Source organism: Palleronia caenipelagi (genome assembly GCF_007004065.1).
GTDB classification, from domain to species: Bacteria; Pseudomonadota; Alphaproteobacteria; order Rhodobacterales; family Rhodobacteraceae; genus Palleronia; species Palleronia caenipelagi.
Window position 1 is genome coordinate 51,051 of the sequence record NZ_VFSV01000013.1, and the last position, 23,068, is coordinate 74,118.

Genomic DNA, 23,068 nt, shown 5'->3' on the forward strand with positions numbered 1-23,068 from the left:
TTACTTAATGCCCGAGGCTGCCAGCGCGTCGAGCACCATCCGTCCCATCTTGATGTCCGCCGCAGGATGGGTACGGCGATACTGATCGAGCGTGAAGCTCGGGAATGTGGTCTGCAAAATCCTGGCCGTGTCACGAGCCTCTTCGCCGCGGTCCAGCATATGAAGTGCCGTAATCTTGGCGCGTAATGTGGAAATATGCTTGTCATTTATCCCGAGAGACCGATTTGCGAGCGTCAATGCCGTTTCATAAGCCCCATTGGCTAGGTTCGCCGTCGCGGCGAGGCTGTCATAATAGTAACCAAAGGGATCAATCGGGGAGAGCTGTCGGGCCTCATTCGTGGCGCGGACCGCAGCGCTGCCTTCAGACTGAAACGCCATGAGCGAACCGCGCAAAAGCCACGCGAGACTCTCGTTGGGATTGATGTCGAGAGCGGCATTATAACGTTGATCTGCGGCGTTCAGTTCGCCCAGAATATTACTGCGCAAAAAGCCATCGATGGTCAGGCCGAAGCTGCTTTCCGGGCTGAGATCGAGCGCCGTATTCGAGCAATCGAGCGCGAGTTGCGTGTCCCGTTCCCGGTCCACCGAGTACCCTTTGAACAGCGACAGCACGTACCATTTGGCCTGCCAGGCCCAGATATCAGACCGGTTGGGCGCGCGGGTGGCAGCCTCTTCGAGGTAGCTGCGCGCGTTCACAAAATCCCTCAATGTCCGTCGATGCATGGAATACACCGCTGCGATCAGCAGTTTCTGGTCTGAGATGCGGGGCAGGGCAAGTTCGCGGGCCTCGGAGATGGTGGTTTCCGCAACTGAGCGGCCAATGGCGCGGACGATGTTGATCAGACGTTGGGGCAGCACCTCACCAACTGTCGCCTCCGGACAGCGGAGGCTGCGATTGAACAGGACTTCGCCGTCCTTCGCATCGACAAAGTTCACATTGATCGACAAGTCGTCTCCAGTCTGACGAATGGAGCCTGCCAGAACAAAGTCGGCATCCAGCTTGTTTCGCAGCGAGTTCATGTCCACCAACGTCCGACCCGCAACCCGACCGGACAGGTGAGAAATCACAGTCAGCAGGTTTGAGCCCGACAGCATTCGGCTCACCTCTTCGGAGGCCCAATCGCCAATGATGTTGAGGTTCGGGCAATCTCCGACCGGCGTCAGTGGCAAAACCGCGATCCTCGGCCGCAGCCGGGTACGCTGCGGGTGCTGGCTCATCTGGCATCGCGCGGTGATGTCGTCCGGGGACGCGCGCACTGCCCCCACCCAATCCTGGAATTGGCGTTCGCGCACCGGCAAGTCGGCTAGAAACGGGCCGTCAGCAGAGCTACCCTTCAGCGCGACACGGTCAAGATTGATCTCGACCTCCCCGGTCGTCGTGCTGATTACCTCATCAAAGGCGGCCCCCATCTTTTTTCGCAAATCGCTCAGCGCGCGACGAAGGTTCTGATGACCGCTGTCGTAGTCCGTGCTGCCCCAAAGCAGTTCCTGCAAATAGCCACGTGTCCGGCGGCCCAGAGGAGAGGTGACCAGCACGGCAAAGAGGGCGCGGTGCTTGGCACCGCGGATCTCGGTCGGAACCGGCCCACAGACGCGCACAGCGCACGTACCAAAAAGAGAGACCTCTAGGACTTTGTTCACAGTTTTGCTCTATAAAATAATTTACACGAGCCTACGCGTCTCGCGCTGCTTCCAAAAGACATTCACACTGTTTTCACAACAAGCTCACCGGTTTGGATTCTATCCTCTGAAAGCAGAGGCAGAACAGTAGAAGCAGACTCGGGTGAGAATGATAAAAGTAAACGAAATCAGAGATCTGTTTGAGTTCTATCAGAATTGGGACGAACTTCGTCCGATGTTGGAGGCGCTCACACGTGATCCGCGACTCTCCGAACAGGAGCGAAGGTTGGTCGGGCAGTTGATCGAACTCGTCGATCGCGTTGGTCCGCAGGCTCGCCCGAAAGATGGTTGACCTGGCGGTGATTCGCCCAAGTCGATAGATTTTTCACAGTCATTTCACTCCAGATCCGGCGCAGCTTTCTCTTAAGATGTCAAAGGATTTAAGAGGTCTGAATATGTCTGAGAAAATTTTATTTACCGTTGGAAACGACAATGTGCCGCCGTTCCGGGATATTTGGGAATTCTACGAAACCTGGCCACGAACGCGGGATCGGGTCGTTCATCTGGGCCAAAACGGGAACCTGTCTCCTGATGAGAGGCTCCTCATTCAGTGGATGATCCGCGTTATGGATCGGGTCAGCCCGAGCGATCTTGATCAGCTTTGCGGGTGATCTGCTGACGTCCCGCCCGTTGAAGAACGGTCGCGGACTGACCCGGCGGGTCCTCTCCCGCCTGCCGGGGTTCTCGGGCGGCGCGATCTGAGCGCCGCCCGCTTTTCAGGCAGAGAGATCTTCGCGCGGGGCCGCAGCGCGGCGTAGACGGTCATTGATCGCGCGGCCAATCCCGGTGTCCGGAATGGGAGCGATCGCAATTTTGTCCGCGCCCCGCCGATCAAGCTCTTGCAGGGATTCAAAGAGACGGGCTGCGGCTTCGATCAAATCACCTCGATTCGAGAGGGTCAGATCGCCCTCAACTCGCCCAAACCCCAACAACGTCTCGCCGTCCCGAGGCTCCGTTGCGTTCAGCCGAACGGTCCCCGCCGGAGCGTAGTGTGAGCTGAGCTGCCCCGGTGCGGTGGGAGTCGATGCGTTTGGAGCTGGCAGCACAGGCTGACCGAGCACCGCGGCGATGTCTTCGTCGGTCAGTCCGCCCGGTCGCAAGAGGCGCGTGCCTTCCGGGACTGGTGCAAGGATTGTGGACTCAAGCCCGACATCACAGGCTCCGCCATCGAGAACGGCATCAATCCGACCGTTCAGGCTCGTCAGCACGTGGTCGGCACGGGTCGGACTGATCCGACCAGAGCGATTCGCCGAAGGGGCCGCGATGGGACATCCCGTGCGGGCGATCAGCTCTTGAGCCACCTCCTTGGCAGGTACACGAACGGCGAGCGTTGGCAGGCCTGCCTTAACAAGAGGCGCAATGCCAGCGGTCGGACGCAGAGGCAGCACCAGAGTCATCGGGCCGGGCCAGAATTTCTTGGCCAGTGTTCTCGCCGTCTCGGTCATCTCCACAAGATCCGCCGCCTGATCAAGATCTGCGCAGTGGACAATAAGGGGGTTGAAGGACGGGCGCCCCTTGGCAGCGTAGATGGCGGCCACCGCCTCGGCGTTGCGGGCATCGGCGCCGAGTCCGTAAACGGTCTCGGTGGGGAAAGCGACGAGCCGACCTTGCCGCAGCAGGTCGGCGGCCCGGTCCAACCCGGCAGGATCCGGTGCGAGGCGTTCTGTTTTCATCACCATTCCATCGCTTGACGCAAATTGCGAAGTTGACGTTACGCCGCGTTTCAATTGCCCGCGCGTCTTGGCACGGTCATGTACAGGGTGTGAACCGAGGAGACCAGACAGATGCCATACCGTGCCCCGCTGAAAGATTTCCGTTTTCTCTTCGACAAAGTTGTGGACATCTCGCAGGTCTCGGCCACCGAGCGCTACGCCGAGGCGACGCCGGAACTGGTTGAGCAGATTCTGGGCGAAGCAGGGCGTCTGTGCGAAGAAGTGATCGCGCCCTTGCAGCGGGCTGGTGACCTGCACCCGGCCAAGCTGGAAAACGGTGTCGTGCGGACTTCGCCGGGTTTTGCTGACGGGTTCAAGGCGATTGCCGAGGGCGGCTGGGTCGGCATGTCCGCCGATCCTGACTATGGCGGCATGGGCTTGCCGATGACGGTGACCACCGCCGTGAACGAAATGATGTCATCGGCCTGCATCGCGCTGCAGCTCTGCCCACTTCTCAGCCAGGGCCAGATCGAGGCGCTGGAGCATCACGCCAGCGATGCGATCAAGGATCTCTACCTGCCCAAGCTCACCAGCGGTGAGTGGACCGGCACCATGAACCTGACTGAGCCGCAGGCCGGGTCTGACGTGGGGGCGCTGAAGACCAAAGCCGAGCCCAACGGCGATGGCACCTATGCGATCTCTGGTCAGAAGATCTACATCACCTGGGGCGATGGCGATTTCATTGAGAACGTTGTGCATCTGGTGCTCGCCCGGTTGCCCGGCGCGCCAGAGGGAACAAAGGGGATCAGCCTCTTTGTTGTGCCGAAATTCATCCCCAATGAAGACGGCTCCCTCGGGGATCGCAACGATCTGCGGGTTGTAAGCCTGGAGCACAAGATGGGCATCCACGGCTCGCCGACCGCTGTCATGCAGTATGACCGTGCCACTGGCTGGCTCGTGGGCGAGGAAAACAAGGGCATGGCCGCCATGTTCACCATGATGAACAACGCCCGTCTGGGAGTCGGTGTGCAGGGTGTCGGCGTGGCGGAGGCCGCCTATCAGCACGCGCTAGCCTATGCCATGGACCGCGTGCAGGGCAAGGCGGACGGCACTGGCACCATCGTCGAGCACCCTGACGTGCGCCGCATGTTGACCACCATGAAGGCCGATATCTACGCGGCCCGGGCCATCGCGCTTTATAACGCAATTTCCATCGATATGGCCGAGGCCACCGGTGATGCGGGCTGGAAAGCGCGGGCAGGGCTTCTGACCCCGATCACCAAGGCCTTCGGCTCTGATGTGGGCGTCGCCGTCTCGCAGGAAGGTCTGCAAGTCCATGGGGGCATGGGCTTTATCGAAGAGACGGGTGCGGCCCAATATGCCCGCGATGCGCGTATCACCACCATCTACGAAGGCACCAACGGCATCCAGTCCATGGACCTTGTGGCGCGGAAGATGATGGATGGGGGCGAGGAAGCCTACCGGATGATCGAAGAGATGGAAGAGTCCGCCGAGGCTGCCCGGGCCAGACTCCCCGAGCTTGCTGGCGACGTCTGGAGCGCCGCCGAAGCGTTGCGCGAAGCTACCGAATGGCTGGTGGCGCAGCAGGACCTTCAGGACCGCTTTGCCGGGTCCGTGCCCTATTTGCGGGCCTTTGCTCGTGTGCTGGGCGGCTTTGCCCATCTGAAATCGGCACTGGTCGGCGACGACAGCCACAAGGCGCTGGCGCGGTTCTACATCAAGCGTCTCCTGCCGGAGCACGTGTCCCTGCTGGCGCATATGCGCGAGGGGGCCGAGGGGCTCTATGACATCAGCCTCGACGATCTGTCGGCGGCCTGATCGCGGGTGGCCGATGATGTGGCAGGACGCCGTATGACGGGCGGGATCAGCTATCCCTGGGATAGCCCGCCCGAGTTTGGCGTCCCGGTGCAGGTCGCCGAAGGGATCGAGTGGGTGCGCATTCCGCTGCCGATGAAGCTCGACCACGTGAATTGCTACCTTCTCGATGGGCCGGACGGCGTGACGCTCATCGACACGGGCCTGAATACTCGCAAAACACGAGACATCTGGAGCAATGTGCTGGGAGACCGGCAGGTGCAAAAGGTGCTGATCACCCATCACCATCCCGACCATGTGGGGCTGGCGGGGTGGTTCCAGACCGAGTTCGGGGCAGAGCTTCTGTCTTCGCGCACCTCATGGCTGATGACCCGGATGCTGCAACTCGACGAGCAGCCGTTGCCCGTCCCCGAGACGCTGGCCTTTTGGCGGGCGGCGGGGATGGATGCGGAGATTTACGCTGAACGCCTGACCGAGCGTCCGTTGAACTATTGCGACGCCGTCTGGCCGCTTCCGCTCGGCTACAGACGGGTGGTGGACGGTTCGGTTCTGGAATTGGGGTCGCGTCGCTGGCGGGTGCGCTTTGGTGCCGGACACGCGCCAGACCACATCACGTTGTGGGAAGAAGGCGGCGATCTGGTGATCGGAGGCGACCAGATCCTTGCCTCGATCTCGCCCAATCTGGGTGTCTACCCGACCGAGCCCGAGGCCGATCCCGTGGGCGACTGGATTATGGCCTGTGAAAAGCTCCTGCTCCCGGCCGAGGATCGCCATCTGGTGCTGCCGGGACACAAGTTGCCGTTTACCGGTCTACCGTTTCGCCTGCGCCAACTCATCGACAATCACCACAGCGCTCTGGAGCGTCTGCACGGAGCGCTGGCCGAGCCACTTACAGCGGGCCAGTGTTTCGGCGTTCTTTATGGCCGTCGCATCGGCAAGGGCGAATATGGTCTCGCGCTGGTCGAAGCGCTGGGTCATTGCCTGCATCTGATGCATGAGGGGCGGGCCACGCGCGAGATTACCGAAGACGGCCTGTGGCTCTTCCGCGCCGCTTGAGCGAGTAGCGGCACAGAGGGTCATGACAGTGGCGCCGGGATCGGCTATCAGCCCTGCAAACAACCGCTACTCTGGAGCATTCCCATGGCCAAGCACTCTCACGGCTCGATGGATATCGAAGTTCAGGAAAAGACCTTTGACGGGTTCGTCAGCATTGTCGCGAAATCGGCGGCCTTCATCGTCGTCTTCCTGATCTTTCTCGCGATCGTGAACGGCTGATCCTATGCTGCGACGCGTGTTTCTTGCCCTCGCCGCGAGCGTGGTCCTTGCCGGTTGTGCCAATGAGAGTCCGCCTGATGCTTCGCCCGTCGAGGTTATGCGGCGTGCCTATGTGCCGGACGGGCCTGCGGAGCTGACGCTCTACACGGTGCGCTCGGTCAAGCATAATGACGGCGCGCATACGGCGCTGCTGATCAGCGGCAGCCAAACGGTGCTTTGGGATCCGTCGGGCTCATTTGAACATCCTGCGGTGCCCGAAGTGGACGACGTGCTCTACGGCATGACCCCCCGGATGCAGCTGGTCTACGTGGATTATCACGTGCGACCCGAGTATTACGTGATGGAGCAGAAGCTGACCGTGGACCGTGCCACGGCGGACCGTCTGATCGCCTTGGCGGAGGCCCGCGGTGCGGCGCCGAAATCGACCTGTGCCCGCAGCACCAGCACGATTCTGCGTGAGGCTGGCCTACCCGTGCGGGCCACCTGGTTCCCCGAAGGCGTTCAGGCTCAGTTCGGCAAGATTCCCGGCGCTACGACACGCAAAGTTGACATGTCGAATGTCGATACAAGCCACGGTGTCCTCTACGGCCATAATGGCGTGCCGAACCCGCCGGGCACCTAAGACGCATTTCACTGGCATGAAAAAGGCCCCGGACCATCGGTTCCGGGGCCTTCTTGGCTGAAGGGGTTGGGAGGCTATCAGGCCTCCGTGCCCATGGGGCTGCGGCCGATGCTGGAATAGGCGGCAAAGCCTGCCTTCTCCGCCTCGGACACGCTGTAGACGTTGCGCAGATCGGCCAGTTTCGCCGTCCGCATCTTTGCTGCGACCCCCGACAGGTCCAACGCGCGGAACTCGTTCCACTCGGTCAGAATCACCAGCAGATCAGAGCCTTCGGAGGCCTCATAGGGATCGTCGTGCCACTGAACGCCGGGCAGGAGCGCCTCGCCTTCGTGACGGCCCTGCGGATCGACCACGCGCACCTCGGCCCCGCCGCCAACCAGCGCGGGCACAATGGTCAGCGACGGCGCATCGCGCATGTCATCGGTGTTCGGCTTGAAGGTTACGCCGAGGACAGTGATGACTTTCTTATTGAAGCTGCCACCGCAAAGGTCGCGCAGCTTATCAATCATCCTGTTCTTGGCTTTCTCGTTCACCTCGATCACGGTTTCGGTGATCCGCATGGGGCTGGCATATTCCTGACCAATACGGGCCAGCGCCTTGGTGTCCTTGGGGAAACAGGAGCCGCCATAGCCAGGGCCCGCATGCAGGAAGCGCGCGCCGATCCGGTTGTCGAGGCCCATACCTTTGGAGACCTGCTTCACATCCGCGCCGACCTTTTCGCACAGGGCAGCGATTTCGTTGATGAAGGTGATCTTCGTCGCGAGGAAAGCATTGGCGGCATACTTGATCATCTCAGCCGATTCGAGATCGGTGAAGACGATGGGGAATTCGCGCAGGAACAGCGGGCGGTAGATCTCGCCCATGACGTCCTGAGCATGCTCGGATTCGACGCCCACAACGACCCGGTCAGGCCGCATGAAATCGTCGATCGCCGCACCTTCGCGCAGGAATTCGGGGTTCGAGGCCACGTCGAAATTCAGATCCGGGTTGGCGGTGCGGACCACTTCGGCGACTTTGCGGTTGGTGCCCACGGGAACGGTGGATTTCGTCACGATCACCACACCGTCCTCGGCGGCTCGCGCGACCTCTTCGGCGGCGGCCATCACGTAGGTCAGGTCTGCATGGCCGTCGCCGCGCCGGGTGGGGGTGCCCACGGCGATGAACACGGCCTGCGTGTCCTTCAGCGCCTCGGCGAGATTCGTGGTAAAGGTCAGCCGACCGCCCTGTACATTTCGCTCGATCAGCGCGTCGAGACCAGGCTCGTAAATCGGTACTTCGCCGTTCTCAAGCCGCTCGATCTTCGACGTATCCTTGTCGACGCAGACCACCTCGTGACCGAAATCCGAGAAGCACACGCCGGAGACGAGGCCCACATATCCGGTCCCGATCATCGCAATTTTCATAAGTCCAATCCTCTGCAAAAGAGTTTGCCCGGTTAAAGGGTGCTGGCTTGCGTGTGTCAACGCCAGCGGGGGCAGGACGGCTATGTCGCGCGCGAAAAGCTGCGTACGGTGGGGCAAGGATGCCTCAACCATGGCGACAGATGCTGACCCCGTCCCTTCCAGACCACGAGGCGTTCATGTCCGACCTGTCCCCGATTCTCCAATTGCCGCTCCTGATGCCGTCCCAGGCGCAGAAGCATGTGACGCATAACGAAGCGCTGGTGCGTCTGGACGTGTTGGTGCAGCTCGTAGTCGAAGGGTTCGATGCGCCCGCTCCGCCAAGCATACCCGCCGAAGGCGAAGTGCACGTGGTCGGCGCCGGGGCCGGTGGCGACTGGACCGGGCAGGACGGTGCCGTCGCGGCCTTTACGGGCGGTGGCTGGTTGTTCCTGCCGCCGTGCGATGGGTGGCTGGCCATTGAGCGGGGAACCGGCGCCCTTCGTGTGTTTCAGGGTGGAGCATGGGCTGCGCCCGCGTTGGGCAATCTTCCGATGCTGGGGATCAACGCGAGCGCCGACACGAGCAACCGCCTGACCGTCGCTGCGGATGCGACGCTTCTGACCCATTCCGGGAGCGACCACCGGCTGAAGGTCAATAAGGCCGGCACGTCGAACACGGCAGTACTCCTCTTCCAATCCGACTGGTCGGGCAGGGCGGAGATGGGGCTGGCCGGGGAGGACGCCTGGTCGATCAAGGTCTCCGCCGACGGCAGCGTCTGGCAAACGGCCTTGCGCGTCGATCCCGCCAGCGCCCATATAACGGGTGAAGCGGTGCAGGCGGCGCCTGATGACATCACCCCGGGTCGCCTGATGCGGGCCGATTTCGGCTATGGGCCCGGCAATCTCATCGGGAGCGTCTCCCAGAGCGGCGGTCTTCCGACAGGTGCGGTGATTGAGGCAGGCGCGGGCTATGTGCGTTGGGCCGATGGAACACAGATCTGTACCGGGAGCTTTGCCGAGACTGGGTTGTCCCTGTCGACGGCCAGCGCGGGGGGCTTTGCCGGGACCGGGATACAGGTGGACTTTGGCACCGCCTTTACAGTCCCGCCTGTAGTGTCGCTCGATCTGCCGGGCAGCGCGCCTGCTTTGGCCAAGGGCGCGGATGTCACCGCCAGCGGTATGGCGCCGGTCCTCTGGTCCGCCCAGTCCGGCACAGTGGATTTGAGCGGGCGCTATCTGGCTGTGGGTCGTTGGTTCTGATGGCTCATCCCAGCAGCCACAACAGCCCGTAAAGCGTCGCCGCCCCGGCAAGGATCGCCCAGAGAACCGAGCGCGTCAGGACGCCGACCGCAAGCGTTGCCACGGCGGCGGCGAGGCGCGCGGGGTCGGGCGTGCCACCGGTTGCGGCGGGTGACATAACCAGCGGGGCCACCAACCCTGGGAACACCGCCACAGGCGTGTAGCGCAGCAGTTTCAGCACGAAAGGCGGCAGGGGCCGGTCGCCGATCAGCCCCAGAAACGAAAAGCGCATGAGGAACGTGCCCACCCCAAGCGCCACGATGATCCCCCAGATCTGTCCGTCGGAAAAGCTCATGCCCGTCGCTCCTGCCAGGTTTCCACCGCCGCGCCTGTCAGCAGCGCGCAGAGGGCGGCGATCAAGAGGCCGATCCCTGTGGGCAGCCCCGCCAAGACTACTGCCATCACCGCCGAGACCATCGCCGCCGCCACATGGGGCAGGGTTCTCAGCGCCGGTCCGAGCATGGCGAGGAAGGTGATCGGCAGCGCGAAGTCGAGCGCCATGGCCTCGGGCACCTGCGCCCCCAGCGCCGCCCCCGCCCAGGTGGTGCCGTACCAGACCGGCACCAGCGGCGCCGCCACGCCGAAGAAGAAGGCGATCCGGGCGGGCAGGGGCTCTGTGCGTTCCTGATAGCGCAGGATCGAAGCCGCATAGACCTGATCGACGCTCAGATAGGCCGCCAGCGCCCTTTGCCAGAGCGGCGCGGCCCCCAGATAGGGCACAAGGCTCGCGGAATACATCGCCATGCGCAGGTTCACCGTCAGGGCCGCCGCGAGGATCAGGATCACCGGCGCGTTCTCGGTCATCAGTTGCACTGCGGTGAACTGCGCCGCCCCCGCGATCACCAGAAAACTGAACCCCATAACCTGCGCGACGTTCAGCCCGGCCTCGGACCCGACGACGCCGAACAATAGGCCGAAAGGCGCGATTACCAGCAAAAATGGCAGCCCTTGCAGAAAGCCGTCCCGAAAGGCCGATTTCGTGGTGGAGGTGCTCATCGCGGCGTCCTATTCTCTGGCGAACCGCGCTTCTGTGCACCGGGGAAAGGGCAAGTTCAAATGCAAAGCGAAGACGGCGGATACCTGATCCCCCCGCCCACAGGCGTGCCCGGACTGACCCGGCAGGTCACGGGGCGGGATCACACGGGCGCCGAGGTTGAGATCGCTGTCATCGAGGAGCGTCCCCTGACCATCTATCTGAACCGTCAGGAAATCGTCACTGCCATGACCATAGGCGACCACCCGGATTATCTGGCTCTGGGCTTTCTGCGCAATCAGCGGATGCTCCGGGATGGCGAAACCGTGCGCGGCGTCGATTATGACGAGGAAACCGGCACCGTGGTGGTGCGCACGGACGGGACCACCGTTCATGAGGAAAAGCTGCAAAAGAAGACCCGCACCAGCGGGTGTGCCGTGGGCACCGTGTTCGGCGACATGATGGAGGGGCTTGAGGCCCTGACCCTGCCTCCAGCCGAACTGCGGGTGAGCTGGCTCTATACGCTGGCCAAGGTCATCAACACCACGCCGTCTCTCTATCTGGAAGCGGGCGCTATCCATGGCACCGTGCTCTGCCACCGGGATCAGCCCTTGGTCTATATGGAAGACGTTGGCCGCCATAACGCGGTCGACAAGGTCGCGGGCTGGATGTTCTCGCACTCTGTCGCCCCGGAGGACAAGATCCTCTACACAACGGGCCGCCTGACCTCGGAGATGGTGATCAAATGCGCCCAGATGGGTATCCCGGCGCTGGTCTCACGCTCCGGATTCACCGCCTGGGGCGTCGACATCGCCCGGCAAGTGGGCCTCACCCTGATCGGCCGGATGCGTGGCGAACGCTTCGTTTGTTTGTCAGGGGAAGAGCGCTTGATCCGTGATGTGACCCACGAGGGCGCGGCATGATTGCTCCTGTGGGCGTGATCCTCGCCGGTGGACGTGCGACGCGGATGGGGGGCGGGGATAAGGGGCGGCTGATGCTGGGCAATCGGTCGATCCTTGATCGGGTGACCGAGCGCTTTGCCCCGCAGGTCGCCGATCTGGCGCTCAGTGCCAATGGAGATCCGGCGCGATTCGCTGACCTCAGGCTGACGGTTCTGCCCGACCCGGTTGAGGGCCATCCGGGGCCACTGGCGGGCGTTCTCGCAGGGCTCGACTGGGCGGCCCATCGCTGTGCCACTCATCTGGTGACCGCCGCCGCTGATACGCCCTTTCTGCCGCCCGATCTGGTGCCGCAGCTCCTTTGGGCTGCCGAGCGTGACGGCCAGCCCATCGCGCTGGCCGCCACCCGCGACCCGGAGAGCGGGCGGCTGTTCCGGCATCCGACCTTCGGCCTCTGGCCGGTGGAGCTGCGCGACGATCTGCGCGCCGCGCTCCTTGAAGGAGTGCGTAAGGTGGTGCTCTGGACTGATCGCCACGGCACGGCGCTGGCGGAGTTCCCGACCACGCCCTTTGATCCGTTTTTCAACCTGAACCGGCCCGAAGATCTGGCCCAGGCGGAGGATTTTCTGTGCACGTCTACGGGGTGACTGGCTGGAAAAATGCGGGCAAGACCGGCCTGATGACGCGGCTGGTGGCCGAGTTCCGGGGACGGGGGCTGAGTGTCTCGACCCTGAAACACGCCCACCATCGGTTTGACATGGATCACCCTGGCAAGGATAGCTACCGCCATCGTGAGGCGGGTGCCCATCAGGTTTTGCTCGCCTCAGGCCACCGCTGGGCGCTGATGACCGAGCTGAACGATGCGCCGGAGCCCTCTCTGGCCGAGCTGCTCGCCCAGCTCGCGCCCGTGGATCTGGTGCTGATCGAGGGGTGGAAGCGGGACAGCCATCCCAAGGTCGAGGCCTGGCGCGAGGGCACCGGCCATCCGCTGATCGCTCCCGGCGATCCGACGATCCGCGCCGTGGCGGCCAAGGGCGCGACCGGGCTGACCGATCGCCCTGTGCTCGATCTCGACGATACCCCCGCCATTGCCGATTTCATCGCCCGGGAGCTGGGATTGTGAGCGTTTTCGATACGGTCATCGTGGTGGATTGGTCGGCGAAATCCGCGCCCTCGCCGGTCAGGCCCTCTGCCGATGCGATCTGGATCGCGGAGACCTCCGGCGGTGAGACCGCGTGCAGCTACCACCGCACCCGCTCAGAGGCTGTGGCCCATCTGGAGGCGCGGTTCGAGGGAGTGCTGGCGGAAGGGCGACGTGTTCTGGCGGGGTTCGACTTTGCCTTTGGCTACCCGGCGGGGACGGCGCAGGCGCTCACCGGGCATGAGGATGTCTTTGCGCTTTGGGCATGGCTGGCGGAGCGGATCGAGGATGACGCGCGCAACGGCAACAACCGGTTCGAAGTGGCCGCAGAGATGAACCGCTGTTTGCAGGGGCGTCCTTTCTGGGGACGTCCGAAAGAGCGGCAGGTCGCGGACTTGCATTGGGGAAAGGGCGAGACGGACTATTCCGCCTTTGCAGAACGGCGCGCGGTGGAGCAGGTTCTGACCGGGGCGAAACCGGTCTGGCAGCTCATGGGAAACGGCTCCGTGGGGTCCCAGAGCCTCACTGGATTGCCGCGTTTGCAAGGCTTGCGGGTACGGTTTGGCGGGGCGCTCTCGGTGTGGCCGTTCGAGGCGCCTGAGACGCCGATCGTGCTGGCCGAAGTCTGGCCGTCCATGCTGGCGGACGAGGTCGCTGCGCAGATGGGTCCTGACGACGTGAAGGACGCGGCGCAGGTGACCGTTCTGGCCGAGGCGCTCCATGCCGCGGCTCAGCGCGGAGATATGGGCGCTCTCCTCGCAGCGGCGAAAGGCCCCGAGGCCGAAGGCTGGGTGCTGGGCGCAAGTGTGGAGCACCTCTTGCGTAGGAGGACGACACTCTCGCCCCCGCCCCTCTCGAACGATTGTTTCGCCTTGCCGCCCGGTGTGGACTGGACGCCGGTGGACGAGGCGCTGGACGTTTTGCGGGCGCGGCTTGGCCCCGTCGTAGGCAGCGAAATCCTCGTGTCCTCCGAGGCCGACGGGCGTGTTGTTGCGCAGGATGTTGTCGCTGTCCGCGCCAATCCACCGGGCGCAAACTCCGCCGTCGATGGGTATGGCTTTGCCCATGCGAGCCTCTTCGAGGGGGACAATATCCTGCCCCTCGTCGCCGGGCGTGCGGCAGCGGGGGCTCCGTTTGAGGGATCCGTGCCCGAGGGCCATGCGGTGCGCATCCTGACCGGGGCGCTGGTGCCTGAGGGCGTGGATACGGTGGTGCTGGAAGAAGACACGCGGACCGATGCGACCCATGTCGCCTTTCGCGGACCGGTGAAGCGCGGGGCCAACACGCGGCGCGCGGGTGAGGATGTGGAGGCTGGCGAGGTGATCCTGCGTGAGGGGCACATCCTGCGCCCACCCGATCTGGCGCTGTTGGCCGCGACCGGCAATGCGAAGGTCGAGGTGCGGCATCGGCTGAGGGTGGGTGTGCTCTCGACCGGCGACGAACTCGCCGCGCCCGGCAGCACCATGGATCCGGCCCGGACCTTTGATGCGAATCGCCCGATGCTCCTGTCGCTGATCCGGCGCTGGGGGTATGAGGCCGTCGATCTCGGGCATGTACCGGACGACCGCGACACCCTGCGGGACCGGCTCGACGGCGCGGGGGTTCAGGCGATCCTGACCTCGGGCGGTGCCTCGGCGGGGGATGAAGACCACGTCTCCGCGCTGCTGCGCGACGAGGGCAACCTGACGTCCTGGCGCATTGCCCTGAAACCGGGCCGCCCACTGGCGCTGGCTCTGTGGAAGGGCGTGCCGGTGATCGGCCTGCCCGGCAATCCCGTGGCGGCGCTGGTCTGCGCGGCGCTGTTCGCGCGGCCGTCCCTGTCGATGCTGGCAGGGGCAGGGTGGCCGGAACCCCCGCGATTCAAAGTCCCGGCGGCGTTTGAAAAGCGCAAGAAGCCCGGGCGGCGGGAATATCTCCGCGCAAGGCTTGGTCCGGACGGTGTTGAGGTTTTCAAATCCGAAGGGTCGGGGCGGATCTCCGGGCTGAGTTGGGCGGATGGGCTCGTCGAATTGCCAGACGGAGCGGCCAATATCGCGCGGGGCGACCTTGTGACCTTTTTGCCCTATGCTGATCTCGGGATCGGCTAGGCGAGCCCCACCCGCGCCAGCAACTCTGCGGCGTGATCCCGCAAGGCATTTGTCAGGTCCACAAACTGTTCAAGATAGGGTGCCAGCGCGGGCACCGCAGTCGAGAGGTCGGCACTGGTCAGGTAGACGATCAGCGCCAGCAGTCCCGGAATTGCTACCAACTTTACCCCAAGCGCGAAGCCAGACCGCCGCGCTGTGGGACGCGGTGCGGTGGTTGGCGTGCCGGGAGCACCCGACGTGACGCGACCCAGCGGGACCAGTCCGGCAGGCCCATCGGGCAGGTTGGTGGACGGAATTGTGGGGATCCGGGGGGCTTTCGGCGCGGCGGTGTCATCGTCGGACGGTGTTGGGCGGGGCGTCTGTGCTGCGCGCCGCTGCGCCGCTGCCAGCGCGGCTTCTTCCTGGAAAATCCGACGCGCTTCATCGCTGAGCTTTGGGCGCACCGGTGCTTCCGGCTCGGGTCCGGATTCCGATTCGGTTTCCGCCGGAAACGGTCGGGCATGCGGATGGGACGGCTGGGACTCGGCTGTAACGGCATCAGCAGCGGGCGGGGGGGCGACAGGTGCGGGCTCGGGCGCCTCTTCTTGCAGCGGCGGGACGAAATGCCATTTGTTCTGACAAGCGGAACACAGCACAACCCGACCTTCGGCGGGCAGCAAAGCGGCATCGACCTCGTACTGGGCTGCACAATTCGGACAAATCAGACGCATCACCGGGCTTTCTTTGTGGCGCGTCTATCGCATAGCGGGTGTGCTCGCTCATTTGAAGCCCCGCCCGTGACTACCTATCCGATTGAACCGGGCTGATGGCTGCGGCAATAGTCGCCGCATCAGACGGAGTGTGCATGTGATCGCGTTAGAGGATGTCAGTTATGGGTTTGACGGTCGCCTCCTGTTCGAGGGGATCGGGATGACCCTTGCGCCGGGGAGCTTTCACTTTCTGACTGGCGCATCGGGCGCGGGCAAAACCACGCTCTTGCGCCTCTGCTATCTCGATCTCCTTCCGCAACGGGGCACGATCACGGCCTTTAGCAAGCCCGCTGCGCGGCTTGGCCGGGACGGGATCGCCCAACTCCGGAGGCGGGTGGGTGTCGTGCATCAGGACTGCGCATTTCTCGATCATCTGTCGGTGCGCGATAATATCGCGCTGCCCCTGATCGCGGCGAGTGTTCCGCCCGAGCAGCACGGGGCCGCGATCGACGATCTGTTGCACTGGGTCGGTCTGACCGAGCGGGCCGCCGCCCGTCCTCCGGAGCTGTCGGGCGGGGAAAAGCAGCGCGCCGCGCTGGCGCGGGCGCTGATCCTGTCGCCGGACGTGATTCTCGCGGATGAGCCAACGGGCAATCTCGACTGGGAGATGTCGCTGAACATTCTCACCCTGCTGGTCGAGCTGAACAGGCTCGGGAAGGCGGTTCTTGTGGCGACCCATGATCTGAACCTGATCCGCGCCGCCAAGTCTCAGGTCTCTGCCCGGGTGTTGCGCTTGCGGCAGGGGCAGCTCGATGTGGCCGGGGCAGGACTATGAGCCGGTTGCTTGACCTCATGCGGGGCGACCCGGTGGCTGATCGCGTGGTGCCGCCCTCAACGCGATCCTCTGCGCTGACCCTGATCATCTCGGCGATCATGGCGTTTCTCGCGGTTTTCGCGCTGGCTTTGTCGCTGGCGACCCTGCGCCTCGCAGATCGCTGGTCGAGTGCGCTGGGCGAGAGCGCAACAATCCGTTTGACCGCGCCGGAAGAGAGCGAAGAAGCCCGCCTGTCCCGGATCCTCGCAATCTTGTCCGAGACGCCTGGAATTGCCAGTTTTCGCGCGCTGACGGTCGAGGAAGAAAAATCTCTGCTGACCCCATGGCTCGGCGAGGCCGTTCCGCTGGAGACCCTGCCGATCCCGCGTCTGGTTGAGCTCCTGCCGGCGGATCAGGATTACGACGCAGAGGGTCTGCGCCTGCGCCTTGAGGCCGAAGTCCCCGGCGCCGCTCTCGATGATCACGCCGCCTGGCGCAGGCCTCTGGTTCGCTCGGCCCATCGGCTGACGGTGCTGGGCTTCGGCGCTCTGGGCCTGATCCTCGTGGCCATGGCAGCGATGGTCACGCTGGCCTCGACCGCGTCTCTGGCGGTGAACCGCCCGGCCCTGCGGGTCCTGCGCCTCGTGGGGGCGCGGGACGCCTTCATCGCCCGGGCCTTCGTGCGCAGGTTCACCCTGCGGGCGCTCACCGGCGCGGCGCTCGGTACGCTAATTGGGCTCGCAGCGATTTGGGCGCTGCCGGATATGGAGGCGGCGGGGGGATTCCTCACCGGCCTCGGCTTTGGCGGCCTGAGTTGGCTCAGCGCCTTGCTGATCCCTCTGATTGCAGCCATCGTGGCATTCTGGGCCACCCGCGCGGCGGCCTTTCGAGCTCTGAAGGAGATCCCATGATCCAGTGGCTGCGTTCGCTCGTCTTCACCACCCAGATGTATCTGGTGATGGCGATTCTTGGGCTGTGGTATATCCCCATCGCACTGCGCCATGAGGACGGCGCCCATCGCGGTATTCGGACCTATTGCCGCTATGTGCGCTGGTCCGCGCGCTGGATGATCAACCTCGATTCGGAGATACGAGGCGACATCCCTCAGGGCGAAGTTCTGATCGCTGCCAAACACCAGTCGTTTTTCGACATCATCATAATGTGCTCTGTGCTGGAGGCGCCGAAATTCATTATGAAGAAGGAATTGATCCGCGCGCCCTTCCTCGGCTGGTTCGCGCTGAAGATCGGCTGCATCCCTGTCGATCGCGGCAAGAAGGGCGAGGCGGTGAAACAGATGCTGCGTGCCCTCGACGAAAATCGCGGGCGCCCGGGACAACTGATCATCTACCCGCAAGGCACCCGTGTCGCGCCGGGGCGGCAACTGCCCTATAAGGTCGGCCCTTCGATCCTCTACACCCATCTGGACCGGGCCTGCATTCCCGTCGCTGTCAATGTCGGTGTGTTCTGGCCGCGGATCGGCATCGGCAAGAAGCAGGGCCTCGCGGTGGTGGAATTCCTCGATCCGATTGCGCCGGGCATGGAGGGCAAGGCTTTCCTCGCAGAGCTGGAAGAGCGTGTCGAAAGCCGCTCCACCGAACTCATGGCTGAGGTCGGATTTCAGGTGCCCGCATGAACGAACGCATCGCCGATATCGCGGCGCTCGAAGCGCTATACGGCGTGCCCAGCCCCATGGCGCTGAAAAAAGTCGCGCCCCGCCTGACGCCTGAATATCGCCGCTGGATCGAAACGGCGCGGTTTTGCCTTGTCGCCACGGTGGGCCCCGAAGGTACCGACATCTCACCGCGGGGCGATGATGGCCCCGTGGTGCGGATTGCGGGTCCTGACCGGCTGGAAATGCCCGACTGGCGCGGCAATAACCGCCTCGACACCCTGCGCAACATCGTCCGTGATCCGCGTGTGTCGCTGCTATTCATGGTGCCGGGGTCGAACAATGTCGTCCGGGTCAACGGCCGCGCCCATGTCACTGCCGACGAAACACTGCGCCATAAACTGGCTCATAACGGCCACCTGCCGCAGACCGTCGTGGTGATCGGGATCACGGAAGTGTACTTCCAGTGCGGTCGCGCCATCTTGCGCTCCGGCCTCTGGAATCGTGATGACAGCGAGGGCTTGCCCAGCGCGGGTGAGATGATCGCCTCAGAGGATCACGACTCCTTCGATCCGGTAGATTACGATCAAAGCTGGTCCGCACGCGCCAAAGATACCCTCTGGTCGTAACAAAAAGGCCGGGGCACGCCCCAGCCTCTTCACCTTTCAATAAATATCCAATCATGACGGCAGTCCCGGGCGACGGGTCCGCCTGACGCAACCTCAGCCCCGCAGGCTCCCGCCAGTGGCCCCTTCGACCTTCGATACGATCTTCTGAGAGATCGCCTCGATCTCCTTATCGGTCAGGGTCTTGTCCTGCGGCTGGATGCGTACGGTGATCGCCAGCGACTTGCGCCCCTCACCGAGGCTGCCGCCGATGAACTCGTCGAACACCCGCACATCCTCAATCAGCGCCTTATCCGCACCCTGCGCGGCCATGATCACTTTCTGCGCCTCGACGCGGGCATCGAGCACAAAGGCAAAGTCCCGCTCGACCGCCTGCAGATCGCTCAAGCTCAGTGCGGGCCGCGCGGTGGAGCTGTTGCGGGGTGCGGGGATTTCCTCGGGCCAAAGGGTCAGGGCCACGGCCGGACCTTTGACCCCCATCTCTCGCAGGATCTTCGGGTGGACCTCGCCGAAGGTCCCAAGCGTCTTTTTCGGCCCCAGACAGATGCGACCGTGACGGCCCGGATGCCACCATGCAGATCCCTCGCGGAAGATCTGCACCTTGGCCGGAGCCCCCAGCGCTGCCAGCACCGCCTCGGCGTCGGCCTTTACGTCGAACACATCGACCACGCGGGCGCTGCCATGCACGTCCTTCGGCCCCGTCCGCCCGGTCAGCAGTGCGGTGACCTGCAATTGCTGCTCGCCCGGTTCACCTCCCGAGAACACCGCGCCGACCTCGAACAGCGCCAGATCGGACTGACCGCGTGACTGGTTGCGCTTCGCCGCTTGCAGGAGGCCGGGCAGGAGGTCCGGGCGCAGGTGGCTCATCTCAGACGAAATCGGGTTTTCCACCCGCGTCGCATCGGTGCCGCCATCGAACAGCGCCGCAGAGGGCTGGTCGATAAAGGAATAGGTCACCGCCTCGTTATAGCCCAGCGCCGCCAGCGTGCGCCGCGCGATCTGCTCGCGCTTTTGTGTCTCGGTCAGGATCGGCTTGGGCACACCGGCCTGCGCGCGCGCCATGGGCTGCGGTGCAAGCTGAGTGAGCGACGCGATGCGGGCGACTTCCTCGACCAGATCGGCCTCGCCCTGCACATCGGGGCGCCAGCTCGGCACCTGCGCCATGTCGCCGTCCAACACGAAGCCCAGCGCCTCCAGCGAGGCGCGCTGGGTCTTCTCGGGAATGTCCATCCCCACCAGCGACGAGCAGCGCGCGGCGTTCAGCCGGTAGGCGCGGGAGTGATCGGGCGCGGCGCCTGCCTCGACCACCTCGGAGGCCTCACCGCCGCAAAGATCGAGGATCATCTGCGTCGCGTCCTCCAACCCCTGCCGCGTATAGGCCGGGTCCACGCCGCGTTCGAAGCGGTAGCGGGCGTCGGAATTGATTTTCAGCGCGCGGCCCGTATAGGCGATCTCCACCGGCTCCCACCATGCGCTCTCAAGGAACACATCCACCGTGTCCTCTTCGACACCCGTGGGTGCTCCGCCCATGATGCCCGCGATGCTCTCGACGCCCTCAGCGTCCGAGATCACCACCTGCCCGGCGGCAAAGCTGTAGCTCCGCTCGTCCAGCGCCTCCAGCGTCTCGCCGCCCTGCGCCTGATGCACGCGGAGGTCGCCCTTGACCCGCGCGGCGTCAAAGACATGCAGCGGGCGGTTGCGGTCGAAGGTGAAAAAGTTGGTGATATCCACCAGCGTCGAGATCGGACGCAGGCCGATGGCCTTCAACCGGGCCTGCAACCACGCGGGGGAGGGGCCGTTCTTCACGCCGCGGATCAGGCGTCCGGTGAAATGAGGGGCCTTTTCCAGCGTGTCGGCGTCAATGCTGACGCCGATGGGGCAGGGAAAGCTGCCTGTGATCTGATGTTCAGTCACCGGCTTCAGCGTGCCCAGCCGACGCGCCGCCAGATCGCGGGCGATGCCCCGCACGCCCAGCGCATCGGGGCGGTTGGGGGTGATGGCGATCTCGATCACCGGGTCCACGGCGGCGGGGCGGTGCTCGGCCAGCCAGTCGGCAAAGCTCTGCCCGACATCGCCCGAGGGCAGCTCGATGATGCCGTCATGCTCTTCGGACAGTTCCAGCTCGCGCTCGGAGGCCATCATTCCGTGGCTCTCGACGCCACGGATTTTGCCCACCTGAATGGTGGTGTCGATGCCGGGGACGTAGGTACCGGGCGAGGCCACGACCACGGTGATCCCGGCCCGCGCATTCGGCGCGCCGCAGATGATTTGCTGCATTCCGTCGGCGGTTTCCACCTGACACACGCGCAGCCGGTCGGCATCGGGGTGCTTTTCGGCGGTCTTCACATGGCCGATGCGAAAGGGGCGCAGCGCGGCAGAAGGGTCCGAGACTTCCTCGACCTCCAGCCCCAGATCGGTCAGCGCCTCGGCGATCTCATCGACCGTGGCGGTGGTGTCGAGATGATCCTTCAGCCAGGACAGTGTGAATTTCATGGATTAGCTCCAAACTTGAAGATGACCCAGCTTGTGGCTAGCGCTGAGAGTGCGGAAATCAGCACAGTGGGGATATTCTGGGAAACATGATGGCCCCACTTGTGCAGAATCGGTCTGCCAAAGGTCTCAAGATATTCCCACCCAGATCGAGTCAGGCGGACGATTTCCGGATCGATTGAGTAGGATGACATGTCCAGTCCGCTGCCCCATTCATACTCGCTGTATTTGCTTCGCTCAATGAACCCGAAGCGATATGCAAGGATCATATAATCTTCGAACTCTCTTGCGCTGAATTGATGAGCAGACCTAAACGACCATCGTATGCGCCGAGACTTTCGTGACGTACCAGCCATTAGAGATGCTGGCGGCGTGTATTTGAAACCATGAATTCCGTGTTCGCCCACAATGGAGAGCGCCTGCGCCATATGGCCCTTTTTGTAGGTGAACGGCGTTCTGGGTTTCTCTGCGGTCATTTTTGCTCTTCTAATACTAGACCATCGCCCACAAATCACACCCCCGCCCTTAACGTCGGCACCCGGAGGGCCGAGAACCCGTAATGGCGGAGCCAGCGCAGGTCGCTGTCGAAGAAGGCGCGCAGGTCGGGGATGCCGTATTTCAGCATCGCGATCCGGTCGATCCCCATGCCAAAGGCAAAGCCCTGCCACTGGGCCGGGTCGATCCCGCCCGCCTCCAGCACCTTGGGGTGGACCATGCCAGAGCCGAGGACTTCGAGCCAGCCGTCGCCCTCGCCGACCTTTACCGTGCCGCCCTCAAAGCTGCACTGGATGTCCACCTCCGCCGAAGGTTCCGTGAAGGGGAAGTGCGAGGCGCGGAAGCGGGTTTTGACGGATTTGCCAAAGTAGGCGGAGAAGAACTCCTCCAGCACCCATTTCAGGTTGGCCATGGAGATGTCCTTGTCCAGCGCCAGACCTTCGATCTGGTGGAACATGGGCGTGTGGGTCTGGTCGTAATCCGCGCGGTAGACGCGGCCCGGGCAGATGATGCGCAACGGCGCGCCGTGCTCCTGCATGGCGCGGATCTGCACCGGCGAGGTGTGGGTGCGCAGCACATGGGGCGGGCGGTTATCCCCCTCGGCGCGGGCCATGTAGAACGTGTCCATCTCGGCGCGGGCCGGGTGATGGCCGGGGATGTTCAGGGCGTCGAAATTGTACCAGTCGCTCTCGACCTGGGGGCCTTCGGCAACGGCAAACCCCATATCGGCAAAGATCGCGGTGCATTCTTCCCAGACCTGGCTGACGGGATGCACCGAGCCTTCGGAAACGCTGCGCCCGCCCCGGCGACCAGGCAGGGTCACGTCGAGCCATTCTTCGGCCAGACGCGCCTCCAGTGCGGCATCCTCCAGCGCGACTTTGCGCGCGGCGATGGCGGAGGTGATTTCGTCCTTGAGCGCATTGAGCCGCGGACCGGCCTCCTGACGCTCTTCGGGGGTCATCTTGCCGAGCTGGCGCATGGCGAGGCTGACCTCGCCCTTCTTGCCGATCGCGGCAAGGCGGACCTCTTCCAGAGCGGCCTCATCACCGGCCTCCATGATGCGGGTCAGATATGTGTCGCGCAGGTCTTCCATGCTGGTCCCCCGGGGATTATCGCCGCGCCGTGCTAGCGCGGCGATCTGTCGAGGGCAAGGACCCGCAGGTTGTCAGCCAGCGTCGATCAGAGGCAAAACCTTGCATATGCTAGGTGTTCAGTCCCGGCATTTGGTGGATCGGATTTAGGATGAATCGATCTGGCTCTGAAGTCCAGATCTTGCAGATGTATTCGTAAGGCGTCAGCCCGCTGAGGGTCTTGAGCCTGCGGGCGAAGTTGTAGGCTGCCATGAAGTCGGCAAGGTGTGTTCGCAACTGGTCGTGATTTTCGTAGTGGAAGCGTTTGACCGTCGCCTCCTTGATGGTGCGGTTCATTCGTTCGACCTGGCCATTGGTCCACGGATGGTTCGGCTTAGTGAGCCGATGTTCGATCTCATTTGCCTCACAG

The 23,068-nt window shown here is 63.7% G+C and carries 25 protein-coding genes; 15 read left to right on the forward strand and 10 right to left on the reverse strand.

Annotated features, from left to right (window positions below):
* The gene (locus tag FEV53_RS09665) at positions 1-1,641 is read right to left on the reverse strand and encodes a hypothetical protein (RefSeq protein WP_142834609.1); all 1,641 of its coding nucleotides are present in this window, start codon (positions 1,639-1,641) and stop codon (positions 1-3) included.
* A gap of 148 nt (positions 1,642-1,789) precedes the next feature.
* Here FEV53_RS09665 and FEV53_RS09670 point away from each other — a divergent pair, with 148 nt between their 5' ends.
* Together FEV53_RS09670 and FEV53_RS09675 are read left to right on the forward strand one after the other, a co-directional pair.
* The gene (locus tag FEV53_RS09670) at positions 1,790-1,972 is read left to right on the forward strand and encodes a hypothetical protein (RefSeq protein WP_142834610.1); all 183 of its coding nucleotides are present in this window, start codon (positions 1,790-1,792) and stop codon (positions 1,970-1,972) included.
* Between the two features lie 103 nt (positions 1,973-2,075).
* On the forward strand, positions 2,076-2,291 hold the full coding sequence (locus FEV53_RS09675; protein WP_142834611.1) for a hypothetical protein: 216 nt from the start codon (positions 2,076-2,078) through the stop codon (positions 2,289-2,291).
* A gap of 105 nt (positions 2,292-2,396) precedes the next feature.
* Here FEV53_RS09675 and FEV53_RS09680 read toward each other — a convergent pair whose 3' ends face one another.
* Positions 2,397-3,353 (reverse strand): L-threonylcarbamoyladenylate synthase, encoded by a 957-nt coding sequence (locus tag FEV53_RS09680; RefSeq protein ID WP_425465478.1) that lies wholly within the window; start codon positions 3,351-3,353, stop codon positions 2,397-2,399.
* 111 nt (positions 3,354-3,464) lie between these two features.
* Here FEV53_RS09680 and FEV53_RS09685 point away from each other — a divergent pair, with 111 nt between their 5' ends.
* From FEV53_RS09685 to FEV53_RS09700, 4 genes are all read left to right on the forward strand, one after another.
* The gene (locus tag FEV53_RS09685) at positions 3,465-5,171 is read left to right on the forward strand and encodes an acyl-CoA dehydrogenase (protein WP_142834613.1); all 1,707 of its coding nucleotides are present in this window, start codon (positions 3,465-3,467) and stop codon (positions 5,169-5,171) included.
* A gap of 33 nt (positions 5,172-5,204) precedes the next feature.
* Entirely contained in the window at positions 5,205-6,224 is a 1,020-nt protein-coding gene (locus FEV53_RS09690; RefSeq protein WP_142834636.1) for an MBL fold metallo-hydrolase, read from the forward strand.
* Positions 6,225-6,308: 84 nt separating this feature from the next.
* Positions 6,309-6,443, forward strand: a complete 135-nt coding sequence (locus FEV53_RS09695) for an aa3-type cytochrome c oxidase subunit IV (protein WP_142834614.1) — start codon at positions 6,309-6,311, stop codon at positions 6,441-6,443.
* Between the two features lie 4 nt (positions 6,444-6,447).
* Positions 6,448-7,065 (forward strand): hypothetical protein, encoded by a 618-nt coding sequence (locus FEV53_RS09700; RefSeq protein ID WP_142834615.1) that lies wholly within the window; start codon positions 6,448-6,450, stop codon positions 7,063-7,065.
* Positions 7,066-7,142: 77 nt separating this feature from the next.
* Here the strand turns inward: FEV53_RS09700 and FEV53_RS09705 are convergent, their stop codons facing one another.
* Positions 7,143-8,468 (reverse strand): UDP-glucose dehydrogenase family protein, encoded by a 1,326-nt coding sequence (locus tag FEV53_RS09705; RefSeq protein ID WP_142834616.1) that lies wholly within the window; start codon positions 8,466-8,468, stop codon positions 7,143-7,145.
* 176 nt (positions 8,469-8,644) lie between these two features.
* On the opposite strand from FEV53_RS09705, the gene FEV53_RS09710 reads away from it, so the two are divergent.
* Positions 8,645-9,706 (forward strand): DUF2793 domain-containing protein, encoded by a 1,062-nt coding sequence (locus FEV53_RS09710; protein ID WP_142834617.1) that lies wholly within the window; start codon positions 8,645-8,647, stop codon positions 9,704-9,706.
* Between the two features lie 4 nt (positions 9,707-9,710).
* Here the strand turns inward: FEV53_RS09710 and FEV53_RS09715 are convergent, their stop codons facing one another.
* Both FEV53_RS09715 and FEV53_RS09720 read right to left on the reverse strand, forming a co-directional pair.
* The gene (locus FEV53_RS09715; protein WP_142834618.1) at positions 9,711-10,040 is read right to left on the reverse strand and encodes an AzlD domain-containing protein; all 330 of its coding nucleotides are present in this window, start codon (positions 10,038-10,040) and stop codon (positions 9,711-9,713) included.
* Entirely contained in the window at positions 10,037-10,741 is a 705-nt protein-coding gene (locus FEV53_RS09720) for an AzlC family ABC transporter permease (protein WP_142834619.1), read from the reverse strand. The genes FEV53_RS09715 and FEV53_RS09720 overlap by 4 nt, the downstream gene beginning before the upstream one ends.
* A 60-nt stretch (positions 10,742-10,801) precedes the next feature.
* On the opposite strand from FEV53_RS09720, the gene FEV53_RS09725 reads away from it, so the two are divergent.
* Genes FEV53_RS09725 through FEV53_RS09740 form a run of 4 tightly spaced genes read left to right on the forward strand, consistent with a single transcriptional unit; the run spans position 10,802 to position 14,845 of the window.
* Positions 10,802-11,641 (forward strand): formate dehydrogenase accessory sulfurtransferase FdhD, encoded by an 840-nt coding sequence (locus FEV53_RS09725; RefSeq protein WP_142834620.1) that lies wholly within the window; start codon positions 10,802-10,804, stop codon positions 11,639-11,641.
* Positions 11,638-12,264, forward strand: a complete 627-nt coding sequence (mobA, locus tag FEV53_RS09730; RefSeq protein ID WP_142834621.1) for a molybdenum cofactor guanylyltransferase MobA — start codon at positions 11,638-11,640, stop codon at positions 12,262-12,264. The genes FEV53_RS09725 and mobA overlap by 4 nt, the downstream gene beginning before the upstream one ends.
* Complete coding sequence (gene mobB / locus FEV53_RS09735; RefSeq protein WP_142834622.1) at positions 12,246-12,740, forward strand: molybdopterin-guanine dinucleotide biosynthesis protein B; 495 nt, start codon at positions 12,246-12,248, stop codon at positions 12,738-12,740. The genes mobA and mobB overlap by 19 nt, the downstream gene beginning before the upstream one ends.
* Positions 12,737-14,845, forward strand: coding sequence for a molybdopterin-binding protein (locus FEV53_RS09740; protein WP_142834623.1), 2,109 nt, complete (start codon positions 12,737-12,739; stop codon positions 14,843-14,845). The genes mobB and FEV53_RS09740 overlap by 4 nt, the downstream gene beginning before the upstream one ends.
* Here the strand turns inward: FEV53_RS09740 and FEV53_RS09745 are convergent.
* Positions 14,842-15,555, reverse strand: a complete 714-nt coding sequence (locus FEV53_RS09745; protein ID WP_185962158.1) for a zinc-ribbon domain-containing protein — start codon at positions 15,553-15,555, stop codon at positions 14,842-14,844. The two genes, FEV53_RS09740 and FEV53_RS09745, sit on opposite strands and share 4 nt — an antisense overlap.
* Positions 15,556-15,691: 136 nt before the next feature.
* Between FEV53_RS09745 and FEV53_RS09750 the strand changes: the two genes are divergently transcribed.
* From FEV53_RS09750 to FEV53_RS09765, 4 genes are read left to right on the forward strand one after another with little or no spacing between them, the layout of a single operon-like run.
* The gene (locus FEV53_RS09750) at positions 15,692-16,369 is read left to right on the forward strand and encodes a cell division ATP-binding protein FtsE (protein ID WP_142834625.1); all 678 of its coding nucleotides are present in this window, start codon (positions 15,692-15,694) and stop codon (positions 16,367-16,369) included.
* The gene (locus FEV53_RS09755; RefSeq protein ID WP_142834626.1) at positions 16,366-17,259 is read left to right on the forward strand and encodes a cell division protein FtsX; all 894 of its coding nucleotides are present in this window, start codon (positions 16,366-16,368) and stop codon (positions 17,257-17,259) included. Before FEV53_RS09750 ends, FEV53_RS09755 begins: the two co-directional genes overlap by 4 nt.
* Positions 17,256-17,981, forward strand: coding sequence for a lysophospholipid acyltransferase family protein (locus tag FEV53_RS09760; protein WP_142834627.1), 726 nt, complete (start codon positions 17,256-17,258; stop codon positions 17,979-17,981). The genes FEV53_RS09755 and FEV53_RS09760 overlap by 4 nt, the downstream gene beginning before the upstream one ends.
* A complete protein-coding gene (locus FEV53_RS09765; protein WP_142834628.1) occupies positions 17,978-18,586 on the forward strand; it encodes a pyridoxamine 5'-phosphate oxidase family protein in 609 nt (202 codons plus the stop codon). The genes FEV53_RS09760 and FEV53_RS09765 overlap by 4 nt, the downstream gene beginning before the upstream one ends.
* A gap of 93 nt (positions 18,587-18,679) precedes the next feature.
* Here the strand turns inward: FEV53_RS09765 and pheT are convergent, their stop codons facing one another.
* The 4 genes from pheT to FEV53_RS09785 form a co-directional block, all read right to left on the reverse strand.
* Positions 18,680-21,076 (reverse strand): phenylalanine--tRNA ligase subunit beta, encoded by a 2,397-nt coding sequence (pheT, locus tag FEV53_RS09770; protein ID WP_142834629.1) that lies wholly within the window; start codon positions 21,074-21,076, stop codon positions 18,680-18,682.
* Complete coding sequence (locus FEV53_RS09775; RefSeq protein ID WP_142834630.1) at positions 21,073-21,549, reverse strand: hypothetical protein; 477 nt, start codon at positions 21,547-21,549, stop codon at positions 21,073-21,075. The genes pheT and FEV53_RS09775 overlap by 4 nt, the downstream gene beginning before the upstream one ends.
* A gap of 35 nt (positions 21,550-21,584) precedes the next feature.
* Complete coding sequence (gene pheS / locus FEV53_RS09780; protein ID WP_142834631.1) at positions 21,585-22,661, reverse strand: phenylalanine--tRNA ligase subunit alpha; 1,077 nt, start codon at positions 22,659-22,661, stop codon at positions 21,585-21,587.
* Positions 22,662-22,770: 109 nt separating this feature from the next.
* The coding region (locus FEV53_RS09785) for an integrase core domain-containing protein (protein WP_142834632.1) at positions 22,771-23,068 on the reverse strand (298 nt) is incomplete at its 5' end.